This window comes from Deferrisoma sp. (assembly GCF_054681715.1).
In genome coordinates, this window is sequence record NZ_BAAHFQ010000066.1 from 1 (window position 1) to 17,147 (window position 17,147).

Genomic DNA, 17,147 nt, shown 5'->3' on the forward strand with positions numbered 1-17,147 from the left:
CAAAGTACGCCTGGGCGGCCTTCTCGCAGGAGCGGGTACGAGAGGTGAAATGGGATCGGTAGCGTACCGTGAACCGATCCAGGTCGTCTCCCAACTCCGCGAGAGGGTGAGGGGAGCTGGCTAAATTAGAAGAATTATTACCTCGTCAGTTCCAATTTGGTAATCATTCTGATCCTCCTTTCATTTCAACGTGTTACAGCGACATCCGGAACCACTATACTGCCGAACCTGCACTTTGCCAAGGCTCTGCCGAATCTGACAAAGTAGAATTAGGATGCTGGGAGGCGATCGCCCCGGCGGCGCTGTGACCCCTGGCCGCCGGCCGAGACCTGGATGCTGGCGGAATGCCGGGCGCCGCGCCCGGCCCGCCAGCAGGCCCCTGGAGAGGCCTCCCGGCCGGCCTGCGGAATACCGGAAGGCGACCCGGTGGGAATCGGGCGGCCCAGCCGCGGGCTAAAACAGGGTCGGCTGCCGGGCCGGTTTGGCCGGCTTGGGGGGGGATTCCTCGGCCTCCGGCTCCCGCGCAGCCTCCGACTCCGGCGCGGCTTCCTCCCGGAGGAAATGGGCCTCGATGTCCTGGAACGGCGGGACCTCCTCCTCGGGGGTCTCGAAGGCGGGGGTGCGCTGGAGTTGGGTCTCCCCGCCCCGCCAGAACCCGGTCCACTGGCCGGGGGCCACGCCTTCCTGCTCGATCCAGGCGGCCGCTCCCCCGACCCGGGCGTCCAGGAGGTCCAGGTGGTGGAGCACCAGGGCCTCGAGGGTCTGGGGCTTCACGGGCGAGCCCCACTCGGCCCGCTCGTGGTGGGCGAGCACGAGGTGCATGAGGTGGAGTTTCAGGTCCTCGGGGAACCCCGGGAGCTCCCGGGTGCGGCGGTCGATCTCGGTCACCCCGAGGGCGATGTGTCCCACGAGCCGGCCGGCGTTGGTGTATTCGCCGGTCACGTCCTCGAACTCCCGGATCTTGGCCACGTCGTGAAGGAACGCCCCCGTGAGCAGGAGATCCCGGTTCAGGCGGTCGCCGTACACGGTAGCAACCGCCCGGGCGAGATCGAGGAGGGTGGCCGTGTGCTCCAGGAGCCCCCCGGCGTAGGCGTGGTGCATGGATTTCGCGGCGCGGGCCTCCTCGAAGGTCTCCCGGAACCCCGGCTCTTCGAGATAGCTCGCCACAAGCCGCCGGAGGTTGGGGTCGGCGATCTCCCCGAGGGCTCCTTCCACCCGCTTCCAGCAGGCGTCCAGGGCGTCCCGGTCGAGACCGGGACGTAGCTCCGAGAGGTCGAGCTCCTGGAGTTCCGCCTCGTCGAGCCGCCGGAGCCAGGCCACGTGGAGCTGGGGCCGGTCCCGGTGGGTCCGGAGCCGGGCCCGGACCTCCACGATGTCCCCGGGGGCCGCCGCTCCCTCGTACAGCTCCACGTCCTGCCACACGAAGGCCTCGATGGAGCCCGTGCGGTCCTCCAGGGTGAGCCGGAGGTAGCGATCGCCCCGGGAGCTGACCGCGCTCGACAGGGCGCCCAGCCGAAACAGGTCCACGAACTCCGCCTCAGAGCCCCGGTGCTGCTTGAGGGATCGTACGGTCCGGCGCTTCTGGGCCAAGGGGGTCCTCCGTCAAAAAGGGGGGGCGGCGAAACCACAAGAGTACCGGGGCGGGCGGCCCCAGGCAAACCCGTGCCCAAGGATGAAAAAAGGAGGGCCGAAGCCCTCCTTTGGGTGCCTGATCTCGGTGGCGCTACTTCTTCTTCGCCGGGGCCTTGGCGAACGCGCCCATGTCGGCCTTGTCGCCGTGGCAGATGGCGCAGAACTTGCCGAGCTCGCTGCCCTTGGCCACCGTGCCCCGCAGGTACTTGTAGTTGGGGTTCGACGGGTGCGGATCGTGGCAACTCGTGCAGCCCAGGGTGCCGTCCTTACGCAGGAGTTCGGCGGGCACCTTCACCTTGTTGGGCTTCATGCCCACGGGATGGGTCTGGGCGAGGTGGATGGGCACGATGCCCTCGTCCTCGTTGTGGCAGCCCAGGCACAGGGCGGCGTCGTCCTCGGCGCCCTTGCCGGTGGCCGGGTTCTTTTCCTTGGTGTTGGGCGCCACGGCGAGGATGGCCTTGCCCTTCGCGTAGTGGATGGAGTGGCACTCCACGCAGTTGGGGTCGTGGGGGCCATAGGCCCAGGCGGCCGGGGCGGCCAGACCGAGAACGACGGCGGCGGCGAACAGCTTCCTCATGGCTCCTCCTCCTTTGGGGTGGGAATCGCGTCGGCCAAAAGAAAAGTGGAACAAGCGGGAACCCCTCGCCCGGCCCCTCCCCGTGCCGGGCGCCGGTACGCTACCCGATCGGTTCCCGGGGTGTCAAGCCGGAAAACGGGGAATCCGTCGGACCCCGGGCCGACGCCACGGCGCCTCACGGGGACCCGGCCTTTCGCCGGGCCGCGAGCAGTTGGTATGCCTCGTCGGTGGGGATCCCGGCCAGCTTTGCGAGTTCCTTGGCCGCCTGGCGGGGCGGGAGCCCCAGGGACTCCACCCGGGAGAGCGCGGAGTCGAGGTCGAGGGGCTCGCCGGCGGGTTCCCTGGGATCCCTTCCGCGCACCCCCCAGCAGACCTCCCCCCGCACCCGGTCCCGGCCCCGCAGTTCGGCGAGGATCTCGGACAGGGCGCCGAAGAGGAACTCCTCGTAGGGCTTGGTCATCTCCCGGGCCAGGGCGGCCTCGCGGTCGCCGAACGCCTCCAGGGCGTCCTCGAGGCTGGCCACCGCCCGGTGGGGCGATTCGTAAAACACCAGGGTTTCGGTGCGGTCGGCGAGGTCCGCGAAGAGCCTGCGGCGGGCGGTCCGCCGTTTGGGAGGGAACCCGAAAAAGGAAAACGCGTGGGTGGGCAGTCCCGAGGCGCTCAGGAAGGCGGCCACCGCGCTCGGACCCGGCACGGGCACCACCCGGTGGCCGGCCGTGCGGGCCAGACGCACCAGGTCGAACCCGGGGTCGCTGATCCCGGGGGTGCCGGCCTCCGACACCAACGCGATCGTTTCGCCCCGCTCCAGGCGCTCTAGGAGTTGCCGGGCCCGGGCCTCCTCGTTCCAGTCGTGGTACGACACGAGGGGCACGCCGATCCCGTGGCGGGCGAGGAGCCGCGCCGCGGTGCGGGTGTCCTCGGCCGCCACGAGGTCCGCTTCGGCCAGGACGCGAAGCGCCCTCAGGGTGATGTCGTCGGGATTCCCGAGGGGCACGGCGACGACGAACAGTCGGCCCTTCTTCTGGGGTGTCATGGTCCGGCACCGCTCTGGGGGGAGGTTCCGCCGGCACTCTACCCGTCCGGGCGCGCCGGGAAAAGGCCCTTGCGGCGCCCGTGGCCGTTGGGTACGTTGCCGGGCACGGGGACGCGCCGGCCGGGCCCGACGCCGGGGGGTGGGGCCGCGGGCGGGGGAGCGGGGCGATGAGGAAAGGAGCGCGGTTGGGTTCGCCGGCCGATGGGCCGGGTTGAGGTGGGAGGATGCTCGCGCGGGTGCGGTCGGCCGCGGTGCTCGGGGTCGAGGCCTTTCCGGTGGACGTGGAGGTGGATGTGGCCCACGGGCTCCCATCGTTCACCGTGGTGGGGTTGCCGGATGGGGCGGTCAAGGAGAGCCGCGACCGGGTGAAGTCGGCCATCCGAAACGCCGGGTACCGGTTTCCGCCCCACCGGATCACCGTGAACCTGGCACCGGCCGACGTGAAGAAGGAGGGCGCCGGGTTCGACCTGCCGGTTGCCCTAGCGGTCCTGGCCGCCGACCCCGACTTGGCGGTCCCGATCCCGGAAGGGATGGGGTTTCTGGGGGAGTTGGCCCTCGATGGCGGGGTGCGCCCGGTCCGGGGGGTCCTCCCCATCGCCCTGGAGTCGCGCCGGCTCGGGTTCGCGGCGCTGTGCGTGCCCCGGGAGAACGCCGAGGAGGCCGCCGTGGTGGGGGGACTCACGGTGCATCCGGTGGACTCCCTGGGCCAGTTGGTGGAGGGGCTTCGGGGCGGGGGCCTGGAGACGGTCAAGGCCGACCTCGCCCAGCTCCTGGCCGCGCGAGAGACCCACGAGGTGGACTACGCCGAGGTCCGGGGGCAGGCCCACGCGAAGCGGGCCCTGGAGATCGCGGCGGCCGGGGGCCACAACGTGCTCCTGGTGGGTCCCCCGGGTTCGGGCAAGACCATGCTGGCCCGGCGGCTTCCCACGATCCTGCCGCCCATGACCTGGGAGGAGTGCCTGGAGACGAGCCGGATCTACAGCGCCATGGGCATCCGGGACGGGGCGAGCCCGCTCGTGGTCCGGCGACCGTTCCGGGCGCCCCACCACACGATTTCCGACGCGGGCCTGATCGGCGGCGGCACGGTGCCCCGGTGCGGCGAGATCAGCCTGGCCCACAACGGCGTGCTGTTTCTCGACGAACTCCCGGAGTTCAAGCGAAACGTGCTCGAGGTGCTGCGCCAGCCCCTGGAGGACGGGGAGGTCACGATCGCCCGGGCGACCACCTCGCTCACGTTCCCGGCCCGGTTCACGCTGGTGGCGGCGATGAACCCCTGCCCCTGCGGGTACTGGGGCGACCCGTACCACGCGTGCGCCTGCTCTCCGGCGGCGCTCCGAAAGTACCGCACCCGGGTGAGCGGGCCGCTCCTCGATCGGTTCGACCTGCAGGTGGATGTGCCGGCCGTGCCGTTTCGGGAGCTCCACACGGGCCCGCCGGGGGAGTCGTCGGCGGAGATCCGGGCGCGGGTGGAGGCCGCCCGCCGGCGCCAGGAGGAGCGGTTCCGCGGCACCGCGATCCGCTCGAACGCCGCCATGTCGAGCCGGGCGGTGCGCCGGTGGGCCACGCCGGCGGCCGACGCCGACCGGATTCTCCGGCACGCGGTGGAGCACCTGGGGCTCTCGGCCCGGGCGTACACCCGGGCCCTCAAGGTGGCCCGCACCATCGCCGATCTGGCGGGGGTCGAGGAGGTGCTCCGGGAGCACGTGCTGGAGGCCCTGCAGTTCCGAACGACCGTGCGCGAGACGCTCTCCCGGGCCTGAGGCCTTGTCAGCCGGGGGGCGCGATGCTATGTTCCCGCGTCTTTCTCTCGTCCCGGAGGCGGCGAAGGAGGAGCCATGCCGAAACGGAAGATTCTGTCGAGCCTGGAAGCGGTCTACGACGAGGACGGGGTGGTGTTCTACTGCGACGGCGAGCCCGTGGAGGACATGGAGTTCTCCTGGGAAGACCTATTCGACGAGGAACTCCGGGCCGAGGCCGCCGAGGAGCTGGCCGAGTACGTGGAGGCCGACGAGCTCGAGGACGTCGACAACCCGGTCCAGGTGATCCTGTCCGAGTTGGCGAAACTGCTTCGGACCCCCGTGGCCCGGAAGGCCTACGAGTCGTTCGAGGAGGAGGACGACGAGGAGGACCTGGACGAGGACGAGGAGGACCTGGACGAGGACGAGGACTGAGCCGGAGTGCGGGGGGCGTCTGTCACGGTTCCGAGGGGCAAGGAGTTGCGGATGCAGTTGCCGAAGGGGTTCAAGCAGGAGGAACTGACCGCGGAGCAGGTGCGCAACCTGCGGGAGGTGGCCCGCCAGGTGCGCGGCGACGTGCTCAAAATGATCCGGGTGGTCGGTGAGGGGCATCCGGCCGGATGCCTGTCGTGCGCCGAGACCCTGGTCACCCTCTATGCCGCCGCCAACGTGCGCCCCAGCGATCCCGACGACCCCAAGCGGGACCGGATCGTGCTGAGCCCCCCCCACCTCACGGCGGCTCTCTATGCGACCCTGGGCCGGTTCGACTTCGTCGACCGGGACGATGCGGTGAGCCTGTTCGCCAAGGCCGGCAGTGTGTTCGAAGGGGCTCCCAACCGGGCGATCCCGGGGGTGGAGTGGACCGGCGGGGTGCCCGGCGCGGGGTTGGCGGCCGCGTGCGGGTTTGCCCTGGCCGGCCGGGTGGCCGGGGCCAAGAACCAGGTGTTCGTGGTCATGAGCGACGGCGAGCAGCAGCGGGGCATCGTCGCCGAGGCCCGCCGGTTCGCCAAGCGCAACCGCCTGAACCAGATCACGGCGCTCATGGACGCCAACGGCGTGGTGGCCACCGGGAAGGCGGCCGAGGCGTACCTCCAGAGCATCAAGTACGAGTACATCGCCGACGGCTGGGACGTGATCGAGGTGAACGGCCACGACCCCGATGACATCTACCGGGCCATCCGCCGGGCCATCCAGATCCAGAGCGCCCCGGTGCTCGTGGTGGCCCGGACCACCTCGGGATACGGGGTCTCGTTCATGGAGAACGATCCCAAATACCACGAGGTGCGGTTCTCGGAGGACGAGTACCAGGAGGCCATGCGGGAACTCCGCCTGGAGCCGGCCCTGGAGGAGGAACGGGAATACCGCACGGCGTTCGGAGAGTTCGATCTGAGCACCGAGGACGAGCCCGAGGACGCGCCGGTTTTGGAACTCCCGGAGGGGGGCCGGGAGTACGGGGCCGGCGAGAAGGTCTCCGGGAACGAGGCGCTGGCCGCCGTGCTCCACGACGTGGTGGAGGCCCAGGCCGCCTCCGACACCGCCGGGCCGGTCGTCCTGTTCGAGGGAATGGTGGCCGTCGGCCGGGGGGTGGTGAGCCTGCCGAAGCCCAAGGACCGGTTCTTCGAGGTGCGCGGGCAGCACGACACGGTCGCCCTGTCCCTGGGGGCGTTCAGCCTCTCGGGCGGGGTGCCGGTGTGGCTCGCCCGGGGCACCGACGCCCTGGAGGGGGCGTTCCAGAGCCTGCGGCTCGACGGGATCAACCGCACCCACGTCAAGCTGTTCGCGGGGGGGCTGGGGCTCGACGGCGGCCGCCGCGGCCGGGCCGGGCTTTGCCTCGACTACGTGAGCCTGGTGGAGAACCTGCCGGGATGGCGCCTGGTGTTCCCGGCCGACGTAAACCAGCTCGACCGGGTGGCCCGGGCCGTGTTCGCCGAGCCCGGCAACTGGGTCGTGGGCGTCTGGGACCGGCCGACCCCGGTGGTGCTCGACGCCGACGGAAAGCCCCTGTTCGGTTGCGGCTACACCTTCGAGTACGGCCGGGTCGACGTGATTCGGCCCGGAGATTCGGGCGTCATCCTGACCACGGGACCCCTGGTGTTGGACGCGATCGAAGCGTGGGAGGCCTTGAAGGAGCGGGGCATGGAACCGGCCGTGCTCCACGTGCCGTCGCCGGGCGCCCTGTTGGAGGTGGAGGATCCGGAGCTCCTGCAGCACCTGCGCAAGGGCCGGGTCATCACCTACGAGGACCACAACGTGCGCACCGGCCTCGGGGCCCGTGTGGCCGACGTGATCGCGACCCGGGGCATCTCGTGCCGGCTCCTGGCCGTGGGCGTGGAGGGAGTGGGCATGGCCGGCGAGGCCGGCGAGGCCCGCCGGCGGTTGGGGCTCGACGCGGGCGCCCTGGTGGCCCGGGCCGCCAAGTTCCTCAAGAGGTAGGGGCGGCATGGAGGCTTCGCGCGACGGGTGCCCCCCGGTTCCGACGCCGGCGGAACAGGAGCGGTTGCTCGACGACTGGGGGGTGCCGCCCCACATCCGGCGCCACAGCCGGCAGGTGGCCCGGGTGGCCCGGGTTCTCGGCGGGTGGCTGCGGCGGTTCGGGGAGGAATCCCTCGACCTCGCGTTGCTCGACGCGGCGGCCGTGCTCCACGACGTGGCCAAGGCCCGGTGCTTCGGGTCGCTCCAGGACCACGCGAGGGAGGGCGCGGAGATCCTCCGGGAGGCCGGGTACGAGGCCGTGGCCGACCTGGTCGGCCAGCACGTGGAACTCGCCTCCTTCGACCCCGAAGGCCCGGTCGGGGAGGCCGAGGTCCTCAACTACAGCGACAAGCGGGTCCGCCACGAGGAGGTGGTGAGCCTGGCCGAGCGGTTCGAGGACCTGATCCACCGCTACGCCAAGGGAAACGCCGAGGCCGAGGCCCGGATCCGGGCCAACTGGGACCGCACCCGGTGCCTCGAGGAAAAGCTGTTCCGCTCCCTGCCGTTCACCCCCGACGACCTGACCCTTGCGGTCCGGGGTTCGGACCCCGAGGGCTGAGCCCCCCGGCAAAGGGCCCCGGAACCACCCCGATCCTGCCCAGGATTCCCGCACACGCGTCCCCGCGCGCCGGCCCCGCGTCCCCGCGGGTTGTGGGGCCGCGGCCGGGTGTGTTTGAATCCACCCCCTTGCGGTTTCGTTTTGTGGAGGCGCGGCCATGGCCCGATGCGACCGGTGCGGTGTGGATCTGCCGGCGGGCAGCCTCAAATACCTGGTGACGATCCACGTCACGGCCGATTTTGACGGCGTGCTGCCCGACCAGGGGGAGATGGAGGACCTGGAGGCGTTCATGCGGGCCATCGACGCGGCGGATTCCCCAGAGGCGGGAAAGGACGTGTACCAGTCCCAGGGATTCCTCCTGTGCCCGACGTGCAAGGCCTCGTTCCTCGACGATCCCCTGGGCCTCAGGGCCGCGGGGGAACCGCAAGGCACCCAGGGTCGGGTGCATTGACGGCCCCGGTGCCGGGGATATTAACCCCGCGCCAATAGAGGCGCGCAAGGGAGTCGCCAGGGCATGGGGCCTACTTCCGGCCGTGCGTGAGTGCAGCATCCGGCTACTGTAGGAGCCACGCCCGGCGCTCCAGGAGGCCCCATGCCCCGGACCGTGCCTATTTAGCCGCCGGAGCCATACCCACGTCCGGGGCCCGGCGACCGGTGACCGGAGACCACGACGCAAAGGACCCCATGCGATACGGACGCGCACTGCTCGAGGTGGAAAAGCCGGGCCGGTACGAGGGCCTGGAGGTCGGGGCCGTGGTCCAGAACTGGGCCGCGGCCCGGGTACGGGTGGCCCTTTGCTTCCCCGATGTCTACGAGATCGGCATGAGCCACGCGGGCCTGCCGGTGCTCTACCACGCCCTCAACGCCGCCGAGGGGGTGCTGGCCGAGCGGGCCTACGCCCCGTGGAAGGACATGGAGGCCCTCCTGCGCCGGCGGGGTTGGCCCCTGGTGACCCGGGAGTCGGGCCGGCCCCTTCGGGAGTTCGACCTCGTGGGGTTCACCCTGCCCTACGAGCTCTCGATCACCAACGTCCTCCTCATGCTCGAACTCGGCGGGATCCCCCTGCGGGCGGCCGACCGGACCCAGGGAGACCCGCTCGTGGTGGCCGGGGGGCCGGTGGCGGCCAATCCGGAGCCCTTCGCCCCGTTCTTCGACGCCGTGTTCGTGGGCGACGGGGAGGAGGCCGTGGTGGAGATGGCCCAGGCCCTGGAGGCCGCCGGGCCCGACCGGGCGGCCCGGCTCGAGGCCCTGGGACGGGTGGAGGGGGTGTACGTGCCCGCGCGCACCCGGCCCCGGTTCGAGGCCGGCCGGTTCGCCGGGTTCGAGCCCCCGGTGCGGGTGCGGCGGCGGGTGCTTCCGGATCTCGCCGCCGTGCCGCCGCCGGACCGGCCCCTGGTGCCCTTCATCGGCACCGTGCACGACCGGCTCTCCGTGGAGGTGTGCCGGGGTTGCACCCGGGGGTGCCGGTTCTGCCAAGCCGGGTTCTACTACCGGCCTGTGCGGGAGCGGCCGGCGGAGCAGGTGCTCGACGGGGTGCGGCGGGGCCTGGCGGAATCCGGGTACGACGAGGTGGGGCTCCTGTCGCTCTCCACCGGCGACTACTCGGCCATCGGCCCCCTGCTGGTGCGGCTCATGGCCGAGCACGCCCCGAGGCGCACGGCCGTGAGCCTGCCGAGCCTGCGGGTCGACAGCCTGGACGGCCGGGTGCTCGAGGAGATCCGGCGGGTGCGGAAGACCGGGTTCACCCTGGCCCCCGAGGCGGGGAGCGAGCGGCTACGCCGGGTCGTCAACAAGAACATCACCGAGGCCGAGATCTTCGGCGCGGTGCACAAGGTGTTCGCGGCCGGTTGGAAGGGCCTGAAGCTCTACTTCATGATCGGGCTTCCCACCGAGACCCCCGGGGACCGGGAGGCCATCGTGGAGTTGGTGCGGCGGGTGGCCCAGGCGGCGCCCAAGGGCCGGGGCCGGATCGGGGTGAGCATCTCCACCTTCGTGCCCAAGCCCCACACGCCGTTCCAGTGGGCCCGGCAGATCGGGATCGCCGAGACCGAGGAGATCCAGGCGTTTTTCAAGGAGCGCCTGCGCCGGGGCAACGTGGACCTGCGCTGGCACGACGCCCGGATGAGCCTGCTCGAAGGGGTGATCGCCCGGGGGGACCGGCGGCTCGCCGACGTGATCGAGGCGGCCTACCGCAAGGGCTGCCGCATGGACGCCTGGACCGGCGAGTTCCGGTGGGACCTGTGGGGGGAGGCGTTCGCCGAGGCCGGCCTGGATCCCGAGGGGTTCCTGGCCGGGCGCGACCCCGACGCGCCCGAGCCCTGGGACGTGGTGGATCTGGGGGTGGACCCGGCGTTCCTGCGGGCCGAGTGGCAGCGGGCCCTGCGGGCCGAGCCGACCCCCGACTGCCGGGACGGCGCGTGCCAGGGGTGCGGGTTGTGCGATTTCGAGGCGGTGAAGCCCCGGAAGAGCCCGCCGGCCGAGGTCCCGCCCCCGGTGGAACGGCCGGAGGAGCCCGAGGACCTCTCCCAGGTGCCCCGCATCCGGTTCCGGTTCGAGAAGATGGGGCCGGCGTCGTTCCTGGCCCACCTGGAGACCGTGGCCGCGCTCCACCGGGGCCTGCGGGCCGCCGGCGTGGACCTGGTGTACTCCCGAGGGTTCCATCCCCAGCCCCGACTGGTGCTCGGGCCGGCCCTGCCCCTCGGCACGGAGAGCCGGGCGGAACTGGCCGACGTCAAGGTCTGGACCGTGCCGCCCCTGGCCGAGGCCCAGGAGCGGCTGAACGCCCACCTGCCCGAGGGGCTGCGGGTGGACGCCCTGTGGGTGCTGGCCCCCGACGCCAAGGGGCTCACGGGCGGGAACACCCGGGAGGAGTACGAGGTCGTGCCCTCGGCCGAGGCCGACGCGGCGGTTCGGGACGAAGGGGGGTGGCCGGCGCGGATCGAAGGGTTCTGGGCCGCGGCCGAGTTCCCGGTGGTGAAGCACCGGAAGAACAAGGCCGACCGGGTGTTGGACGCCCGGCGGTTCGTGGAGGGGCTTTGGGCCGACGGCGGCCGGGTGTTCGTGCGGATCCGCCGCGACGCGAGCGGCACCGCCGTGACCCCGGAGGACCTCCTGCACACCCTGGCCGGGTTGCCCGACGGCGTGCGGGCCTGCGACCGCATCGTGAAGGTACGGATGCGCCTCTTGTGACGAATCGGGGGGACCACGGAGGACACGGAGGGGACCGGGGATCCCGGCCTCCCAGCTTCCCAGCCTCCCAGCTTTCTAGCTTTCCAGCTTCCCAGCCGACACAGCGGAGCCGACCATGGCCGACACCGAAGCCGCGCCCAGCGTCTCCAAGGAGATCGTGATCAACGCGACCCCCCAGGACACCCGGGTGGCGCTCCTGGAGAACAAGGTCCTCACGGAGCTCTACATCGAGCACGTGAAGGACCGCCGGGTCGTGGGGAATATCTACAAGGGCCGGGTGGTCCGGGTGCTGCCGGGTATGCAGGCGGCCTTCGTGGACATCGGGCTCGAGAAGGCCGCGTTCCTGTACGTCTCAGACGTCTATTCCGACCAGCGGGAGTACGAGGAGCTGTTCGGGTTGGAGGAGGACGCCGACGACGTGCCGCTCCGGCCCTCCAAACCGGCGGCCCCCATCGAGGACCTTCTCCACGAGGGCCAGGAGATCCTGGTGCAGGTGGCCAAGGAGCCCCTGGGCCGCAAGGGGGCCCGGATCACCCAGTACGTGAGCCTTCCGGGCCGGCACGTGGTGTATCTGCCCCACGTGAGCCACGTGGGGGTGTCGCGCCGGATCACCGACGACACGGAGCGGGCCCGGCTGCGGGAGGTGGTGACGGGGCTTCGCACCGGCCCCGGCGGGTTCATCGTGCGCACCGCGGCCGAGGGCTGCACCGAGGACGAGATCCGGCCCGAGATGGAGTTCCTGACCCGGCTGTGGAACGACATCGTGGAGCGCTCCGCCCGGGTCTCGGCCCCCAACCTCCTCCACTGCGACCTCGACATCTCGTTCCGGGCCATCCGCGACCTCTACACCCCCGAGGTCAAGCGGATCGTGGTGGACTCGGCCGAGGAGTACAAGAAGATCCTCGACTTCGTCACCACCTACGTGCCCAAGGCCCGGCCCCTGGTGGAGCTCTACAACCGGCCCGAGCCGATCTTCAACTTCTACGACATCGAGATCGAGATCTCGAAGGCCCTGGAGCGGCGGGTGTGGCTCAAGAGCGGGGGCTACATCGTGATCGAGCGCACCGAGGCCCTCACGGCCATCGACGTGAACACCGGCTCCTACGTGGGCAAGCGAAACCTCGAGGAGACGATCCTCAAGACGAACCTCGAGGCCGCCCGGGAGATCGCCTACCAGCTCCGGCTCCGGAACATCGGCGGGATCATCATCATCGATTTCATCGACATGGAGGTCGAGGAGAACCGCCGGAAGGTGTTCGAGACCCTGGAGGCCGAGCTCAAGAAGGACCGGGCGAAGACGAATCTCCTGGAGATCTCGAGCCTGGGGCTCGTGGAGATGACCCGCAAGCGGGTCCACGAGGACCTGGGCCGGATGCTCTGCGAGCCGTGCCCCTACTGCGAGGGGAAGGGGTACGTGCGAAGCCGGGCCACGGTGGCCTACGACGTGTTCCGGGAGATCCGCCGCCGGCGCCACCACATCGTGTCGGACACCATCGTGGTGGAGGCCCACCCCGAGGTGGTGCACTACCTCTACGACGAGGAGCGCACCGGGCTCGAGGCGCTGGAAAAGACGCTGGGGAAACAGATCGTGCTCAAAGCCCGCCCGGGGCTCCACCAGGAGGAGTTTCGCATCGCCGACGGAAAGGGGTAATGCGGGCGGGGCGGCGGGGCGGCGAGGCGGCTGGGCGGCTGGGCGGGTTCCGCCGGGATGGGCGGCCGGAAGGAACGGCCGGTTCGGGGACCCTGTAGGAGCGGCGTCCACGCCGCGATCCGGGCCACAGGCCCGCAACAGAGAGCCCGTCGTCGCCATGGCGCCCCTCCTTCCGGGTGGGGCGGGCAAATATGTTCGGATCTTCGGCCCTCTTGCCTCCCAGCCTACCAGCTTCCTAGCTTTCCAGCCGTCTCCCAGCTTCTCAAGCCTCCCTCACACCTGCTCCCGCTCGGCGAGCCGCAGGTACATGAGGGCCTTGGGGTTTTCGGGCGATTGCTCCAGGACCCGGTTCCACTCCTCCACCGCCAGCTCCACGTCCCCGCGGCTGTAGTGGGTGATGCCGAGCTGGATGCCGGCCTCGGTGTAGTGGGGGTGCTCCCGCTTGACCCGCTCGAACTCCGCGATGGCCTCCTCGTACCGGCCCATGTCCCGGTAGAGCACGCCCACCCGGGTGCGCAGATCGGGGAACGTGGGCCCCAGGTTCAGGGCCTTGCGGTACTCGGCCTCGGCCTCGGCCAGCATGCCCAGGCTGTGGTAGATCTCGGCGATGTCGGCGTGGAGGTTGGCGAGCCGGCCCTTGATGTAGGGGTCCACCGTGCCCTGGTCCACCCGGGAGGCCCGCCGGGCCTTCTGGAACGCGTCGGCCGCCTCGTCGTAGCGCCCCAGTTCGTTCAACACCACGGCCAGGTTCAGGAGCGCCTCGGTGTAGTGGGGGTTGATGTCGAGGGCCTCCCGGAACAGGTCCACGGCCCCCTCCCGGTCGCCCTTGCTGAACGCGATGGCGCCCAGCATGTTGAAGATGTCGGCGAACCGGCACCCCATGCCGAGGAGCTTTCGGAGATACCGCTCGGCCTCGTCGTACCGGCCGTCCGCGAAGGCCTCGCGGCCCAGGTGGGTGAGTTCCACGATCGCCGAGTCCACGCGAACACCTCCCTTCGGTATGGCGGGCCGCCGGGGACCCCCTCCACGGGGCGCGTGCGTCCCCCCGAGACGGGTTGCGCGCGCCCCCCTGGTCCCCGGGTGACTACTCGGCCTCGGCCCGTTCGCGCTCCGCCTCGGGTTGGATCTGGAGCGCCAGTTGGAGGGCCTCGTCCCGGAGGGGCGACTCCGGGTAGGCCTGCACCAGCCCCTGGAGCCGCTCCAGGGCGGCGGCGTAGCGCTTTTTGCGCAGGTAGAACCGGGCCACGTACATCTCGTGGGCGGCCAGGCGCTCCCGGAGTTCCCGCACCTTCTCCTGGGCCTCGGCCGCGTATTCGCTCTTGGGGTGGGCGTAGAGGAGCTTCTGGAACGCCTCAAGCGCTCTGTGGGTCGGGGTCTGGTCCTTGTCGGGGGGCTCGCTGATTTCGTAGTAGCTCATGCCCCGGCGGAAGAGGGCGTAGGGGACCTTGGGGTGGGTGGGGTGGAGCTCCTCGAAGCCCCGGTAGGCCGCGGCCGCCTCCTCATACTTCTCCTGCCGGTAGAGCATGTCGGCCTCGAGGAGCTCGGCCTCGGTGGCGAACTTGGAGAAGGGGTGATCGTCCCGGATCCGGTCGATGAGCTCTTGGGCCTCCTCGTACCGGTACTTCTCCACGGCCTCCTGGGCCCGGGTGTAGAGCTCGGCCGGGGAGAGGTCCTCCAGGCGCTGGGCGCCCCAGCACCCGGCGAGGAACCCGGCGACGGCCAGACAAAGGAGAAACCGCAGGGGTCGGGACAAGGCGTGCCTCCGTGGTTGGCGAAAAACCCTACCGGCAAAGCCCCGGCGCGTCAACGCCGCAGGGCCGCGAGCGAGGTCTCGTAGGGGGGGCGGGCCACCCCCCGCTCGGTGACGATGGCGGTGACGAGCCCGGCCGGCGTGACGTCGAAGGCGGGGTTCCACACCCCCACCCCCTCGGGGGCGATCCGGGCGCCGCCGCAGTGGGTGACCTCGGAGGGGTCGCGCTCCTCGATCGGGATCTCGTCGCCCGAGGCGAGGGAGAAGTCGATGGTGGACAGGGGGGCCGCCACGTAGAACGGGATCCCGTGCTCCCGGGCCAGAACGGCCAGGGAATAGGTGCCGATCTTGTTGGCCACGTCGCCCGTGGCCGTGATCCGGTCGGCCCCCACCACCACGGCGTCCACCCCGCCGAGCTTCATCCGGTACCCGGCCATGTTGTCGGTGATCAGGGTCACCGGGATCCCGTCCTGGTGGAGCTCCCAGGCGGTGAGCCGGGCCCCCTGGAGGAACGGCCGGGTCTCGTCGGCGAGCACCTGGACCCGCTTGCCGGCCTCGGCCGCGGCCCGGATCACCCCGAGGGCCGTGCCGTACCCGGCCGTGGCCAGGGCCCCGGCGTTGCAGTGGGTGAGCACGGTGCAGGGGTCGGGGAGGAGTTCGGCCCCCAGCCGGCCCATGGCCCGGCAGGCCTCGAGGTCCTCGGCCTCGATGGCCCGGGCCTCGGCCTCCAGGGCGTTGGCGGAGTGCGCCGGGTCGGCCCATGTGCGTTCCAGCACCCCCCCCATCCGGTCCAGGGCCCAGAACAGGTTCACGGCCGTGGGCCGGGTGCGGCCGAGCCGCTCAGCCGCGGCCTCCACCCGTTCCCGGAACCGCTCGGCCGGCTCCGCCCGGGCGGCCCGGGCCGCCAGCACCAGGCCGTAGGCCGCCGTGACCCCGATGGCCGGGGCCCCCCGCACCACCATGTCCTCGATGGCCCGGGCCACGGCCTCGGCGTCGGCGTAGGTGTGGACGATCTCCTCGGTGGGGAGCCGGCGCTGGTCCAAAAGCCGCAGGGCCTCGCCGGTCCACTCGATCGGTCGAACCGTGTTCATGGGATCACCCCGGTGGACGAGGAAAACGGGCGGGCGAGTGTACCACGCCCGCCCGTTTGCCTCTACCCGACTTCCAGGGTGACCCCCACTGCGGCAAAGGAAAACCGCTCGCCCAGGGCGGCCGCCAACCGAGATGCCACCCCAAGCCCCGTACAGTGGGACGCGGCCAGGCGCTTCACCTCGAACTCGGCCAGGTGGTCCAGTGTCTGTTCGAATTGGCGGTCCTGGGCGAATCCCAGGTGGGTACCCCCCACCACGGTGTGGATCGGCCGGTTGGGCATCCTGGAGCGGATGTGCCTGAGGGTGTTGACGAGGCCCGAGTGGGCGCACCCCAGGACCACGACGAGCCCCTCCGGGGTGTCCAGCACGAGGGCCTGATCGTCCAGCAACGGGTCCTGACGCCACCTCCCCGGGCCGTCGGGGAGCTTCATCGTGGGATCCGTGGGTTCGAAGTCCGTCACACGTGGGATCTCCCCGGTGAGGAAAACCCCGGGGCCGATCTCCCGGAACTCCCGGGCCACGTCGAACTGGGCGCCGAGGCTTTCGAGAAATTCGCGCTTGAAGGGGATTCCGATCTCCCGCTGGTTTCCGTCCTTCACCCAATAGCGGGTGAGAAACGCATCCGGGTGGGCGAACACGCTCACGGGGCGGGTTCGGGACCGAAGGGCGTCGGGAAGCCCCGTGGTGTGGTCGTAGTGCCCATGGCTCAGGGCGATCCCCCGCGCTCGAGAGAGATCGATGCGCAGCGCCGACGCGTTTCGGGCCAGGCCCACCCCTTGGCCGGTGTCGAACAGCCACTCCCCGTCGGGCGTTTCGACCCAGGCGGCCCAGCCGTGTTCCCCCACCAGGCCGAACGGGGCCGCGACGCTGTTTTCGCACAGAACACGGATTCGGTATGCCACGGCTGCCTCCTCATCGGGTTGTCGGACCGGATCGCCGATCGGGAACAGCGTCCGGGCGGTTCCGCGCCGTCCGGAATCGCCCGGGCCGGACTCTACTTCTTCTTCGGCGCCGTCACCACGAAGCTCGTGACCCCCACCCCGAAGTTGTTGGTGGCCGGATCCGCCGCGGTCACCACGATGCGGTAGTTGCCCGGTTTCTCCGGCCGATACGTTGTGCGGAACCGGCTGGTGCTGCCGGCATAGGCCAGGTCCAGGTGCGCGACGGGTTCTCCGTTCCTCTCGACCGTGGCTTTCACCGCATACCGGTTGGCATCCCATAGCCCGTCGGGTTTGATGGGGCAGCCGCACATCATGCCCACCTGTGCCTCCACCGGGATTTCGTCGCCCAAGGCAAAAAACTGGTGGGGGGCCGGCGCCCGAGTTTGACACCACCTAGTCACAAAGAAGCCGGAAAAGCGATACACTTCGGGCGGTTAGCTCGAAGTGCGCCTTCCCGGCGTGTATGTAGGTCCTCAGCCCATCCGAAGGACTTCTGGCGGTTTCTTGATTCCCAAG

15 protein-coding genes are annotated in these 17,147 nt (G+C 70.8%); 7 read left to right on the top strand and 8 right to left on the bottom strand.

Going from position 1 to position 17,147, the window contains the following annotated elements; translation table 11 throughout:
- Positions 1–453: 453 nt before the first annotated feature.
- The 3 genes from ACY0I8_RS10530 to rsmI all read right to left on the bottom strand — a co-directional run bounded on the left by ACY0I8_RS10530 (position 454) and on the right by rsmI (position 3,242).
- Positions 454–1,590 (bottom strand): 3'-5' exoribonuclease YhaM family protein, encoded by a 1,137-nt coding sequence (locus ACY0I8_RS10530; RefSeq protein ID WP_461394707.1) that lies wholly within the window; start codon positions 1,588–1,590, stop codon positions 454–456.
- A 133-nt stretch (positions 1,591–1,723) separates the two neighbouring features.
- Entirely contained in the window at positions 1,724–2,209 is a 486-nt protein-coding gene (locus ACY0I8_RS10535; protein WP_461394708.1) for a cytochrome c3 family protein, read from the bottom strand.
- A 175-nt stretch (positions 2,210–2,384) separates the two neighbouring features.
- A complete protein-coding gene (gene rsmI, locus ACY0I8_RS10540; RefSeq protein WP_461394709.1) occupies positions 2,385–3,242 on the bottom strand; it encodes a 16S rRNA (cytidine(1402)-2'-O)-methyltransferase in 858 nt (285 codons plus the stop codon).
- A gap of 224 nt (positions 3,243–3,466) precedes the next feature.
- Here rsmI and ACY0I8_RS10545 point away from each other — a divergent pair, with 224 nt between their 5' ends.
- From ACY0I8_RS10545 to ACY0I8_RS10575, 7 genes are all read left to right on the top strand, one after another.
- Positions 3,467–5,002, top strand: a complete 1,536-nt coding sequence (locus ACY0I8_RS10545) for a YifB family Mg chelatase-like AAA ATPase (protein ID WP_461394710.1) — start codon at positions 3,467–3,469, stop codon at positions 5,000–5,002.
- 75 nt (positions 5,003–5,077) lie between these two features.
- Positions 5,078–5,413, top strand: coding sequence for a hypothetical protein (locus ACY0I8_RS10550; RefSeq protein ID WP_461394711.1), 336 nt, complete (start codon positions 5,078–5,080; stop codon positions 5,411–5,413).
- Between the two features lie 51 nt (positions 5,414–5,464).
- Positions 5,465–7,411, top strand: a complete 1,947-nt coding sequence (locus ACY0I8_RS10555; protein WP_461394712.1) for a transketolase C-terminal domain-containing protein — start codon at positions 5,465–5,467, stop codon at positions 7,409–7,411.
- Positions 7,412–7,418: 7 nt separating this feature from the next.
- Complete coding sequence (locus ACY0I8_RS10560) at positions 7,419–8,009, top strand: HD domain-containing protein (protein WP_461394713.1); 591 nt, start codon at positions 7,419–7,421, stop codon at positions 8,007–8,009.
- A 157-nt stretch (positions 8,010–8,166) separates the two neighbouring features.
- Positions 8,167–8,460: a hypothetical protein gene (locus ACY0I8_RS10565; RefSeq protein WP_461394714.1), complete on the top strand. Its 294-nt coding sequence runs from the start codon at positions 8,167–8,169 to the stop codon at positions 8,458–8,460.
- Positions 8,461–8,693: 233 nt separating this feature from the next.
- The gene (locus ACY0I8_RS10570) at positions 8,694–11,198 is read left to right on the top strand and encodes a TIGR03960 family B12-binding radical SAM protein (protein WP_461394715.1); all 2,505 of its coding nucleotides are present in this window, start codon (positions 8,694–8,696) and stop codon (positions 11,196–11,198) included.
- Between the two features lie 115 nt (positions 11,199–11,313).
- A complete protein-coding gene (locus tag ACY0I8_RS10575) occupies positions 11,314–12,849 on the top strand; it encodes an Rne/Rng family ribonuclease (protein WP_461394716.1) in 1,536 nt (511 codons plus the stop codon).
- Between the two features lie 273 nt (positions 12,850–13,122).
- Here the strand turns inward: ACY0I8_RS10575 and ACY0I8_RS10580 are convergent, their stop codons facing one another.
- From ACY0I8_RS10580 to ACY0I8_RS10600, 5 genes are all read right to left on the bottom strand, one after another.
- The gene (locus ACY0I8_RS10580) at positions 13,123–13,830 is read right to left on the bottom strand and encodes a tetratricopeptide repeat protein (RefSeq protein WP_461394717.1); all 708 of its coding nucleotides are present in this window, start codon (positions 13,828–13,830) and stop codon (positions 13,123–13,125) included.
- A gap of 103 nt (positions 13,831–13,933) precedes the next feature.
- Complete coding sequence (locus ACY0I8_RS10585) at positions 13,934–14,602, bottom strand: outer membrane protein assembly factor BamD (RefSeq protein ID WP_461394718.1); 669 nt, start codon at positions 14,600–14,602, stop codon at positions 13,934–13,936.
- A gap of 50 nt (positions 14,603–14,652) precedes the next feature.
- Positions 14,653–15,690 (bottom strand): S-methyl-5-thioribose-1-phosphate isomerase, encoded by a 1,038-nt coding sequence (gene mtnA, locus ACY0I8_RS10590; protein WP_461394719.1) that lies wholly within the window; start codon positions 15,688–15,690, stop codon positions 14,653–14,655.
- 62 nt (positions 15,691–15,752) lie between these two features.
- Positions 15,753–16,592 (bottom strand): MBL fold metallo-hydrolase, encoded by an 840-nt coding sequence (locus tag ACY0I8_RS10595; RefSeq protein WP_461394720.1) that lies wholly within the window; start codon positions 16,590–16,592, stop codon positions 15,753–15,755.
- A 92-nt stretch (positions 16,593–16,684) separates the two neighbouring features.
- The gene (locus ACY0I8_RS10600) at positions 16,685–16,963 is read right to left on the bottom strand and encodes a hypothetical protein (RefSeq protein WP_461394721.1); all 279 of its coding nucleotides are present in this window, start codon (positions 16,961–16,963) and stop codon (positions 16,685–16,687) included.
- Between the last annotated feature and the right edge of the window lie 184 nt (positions 16,964–17,147).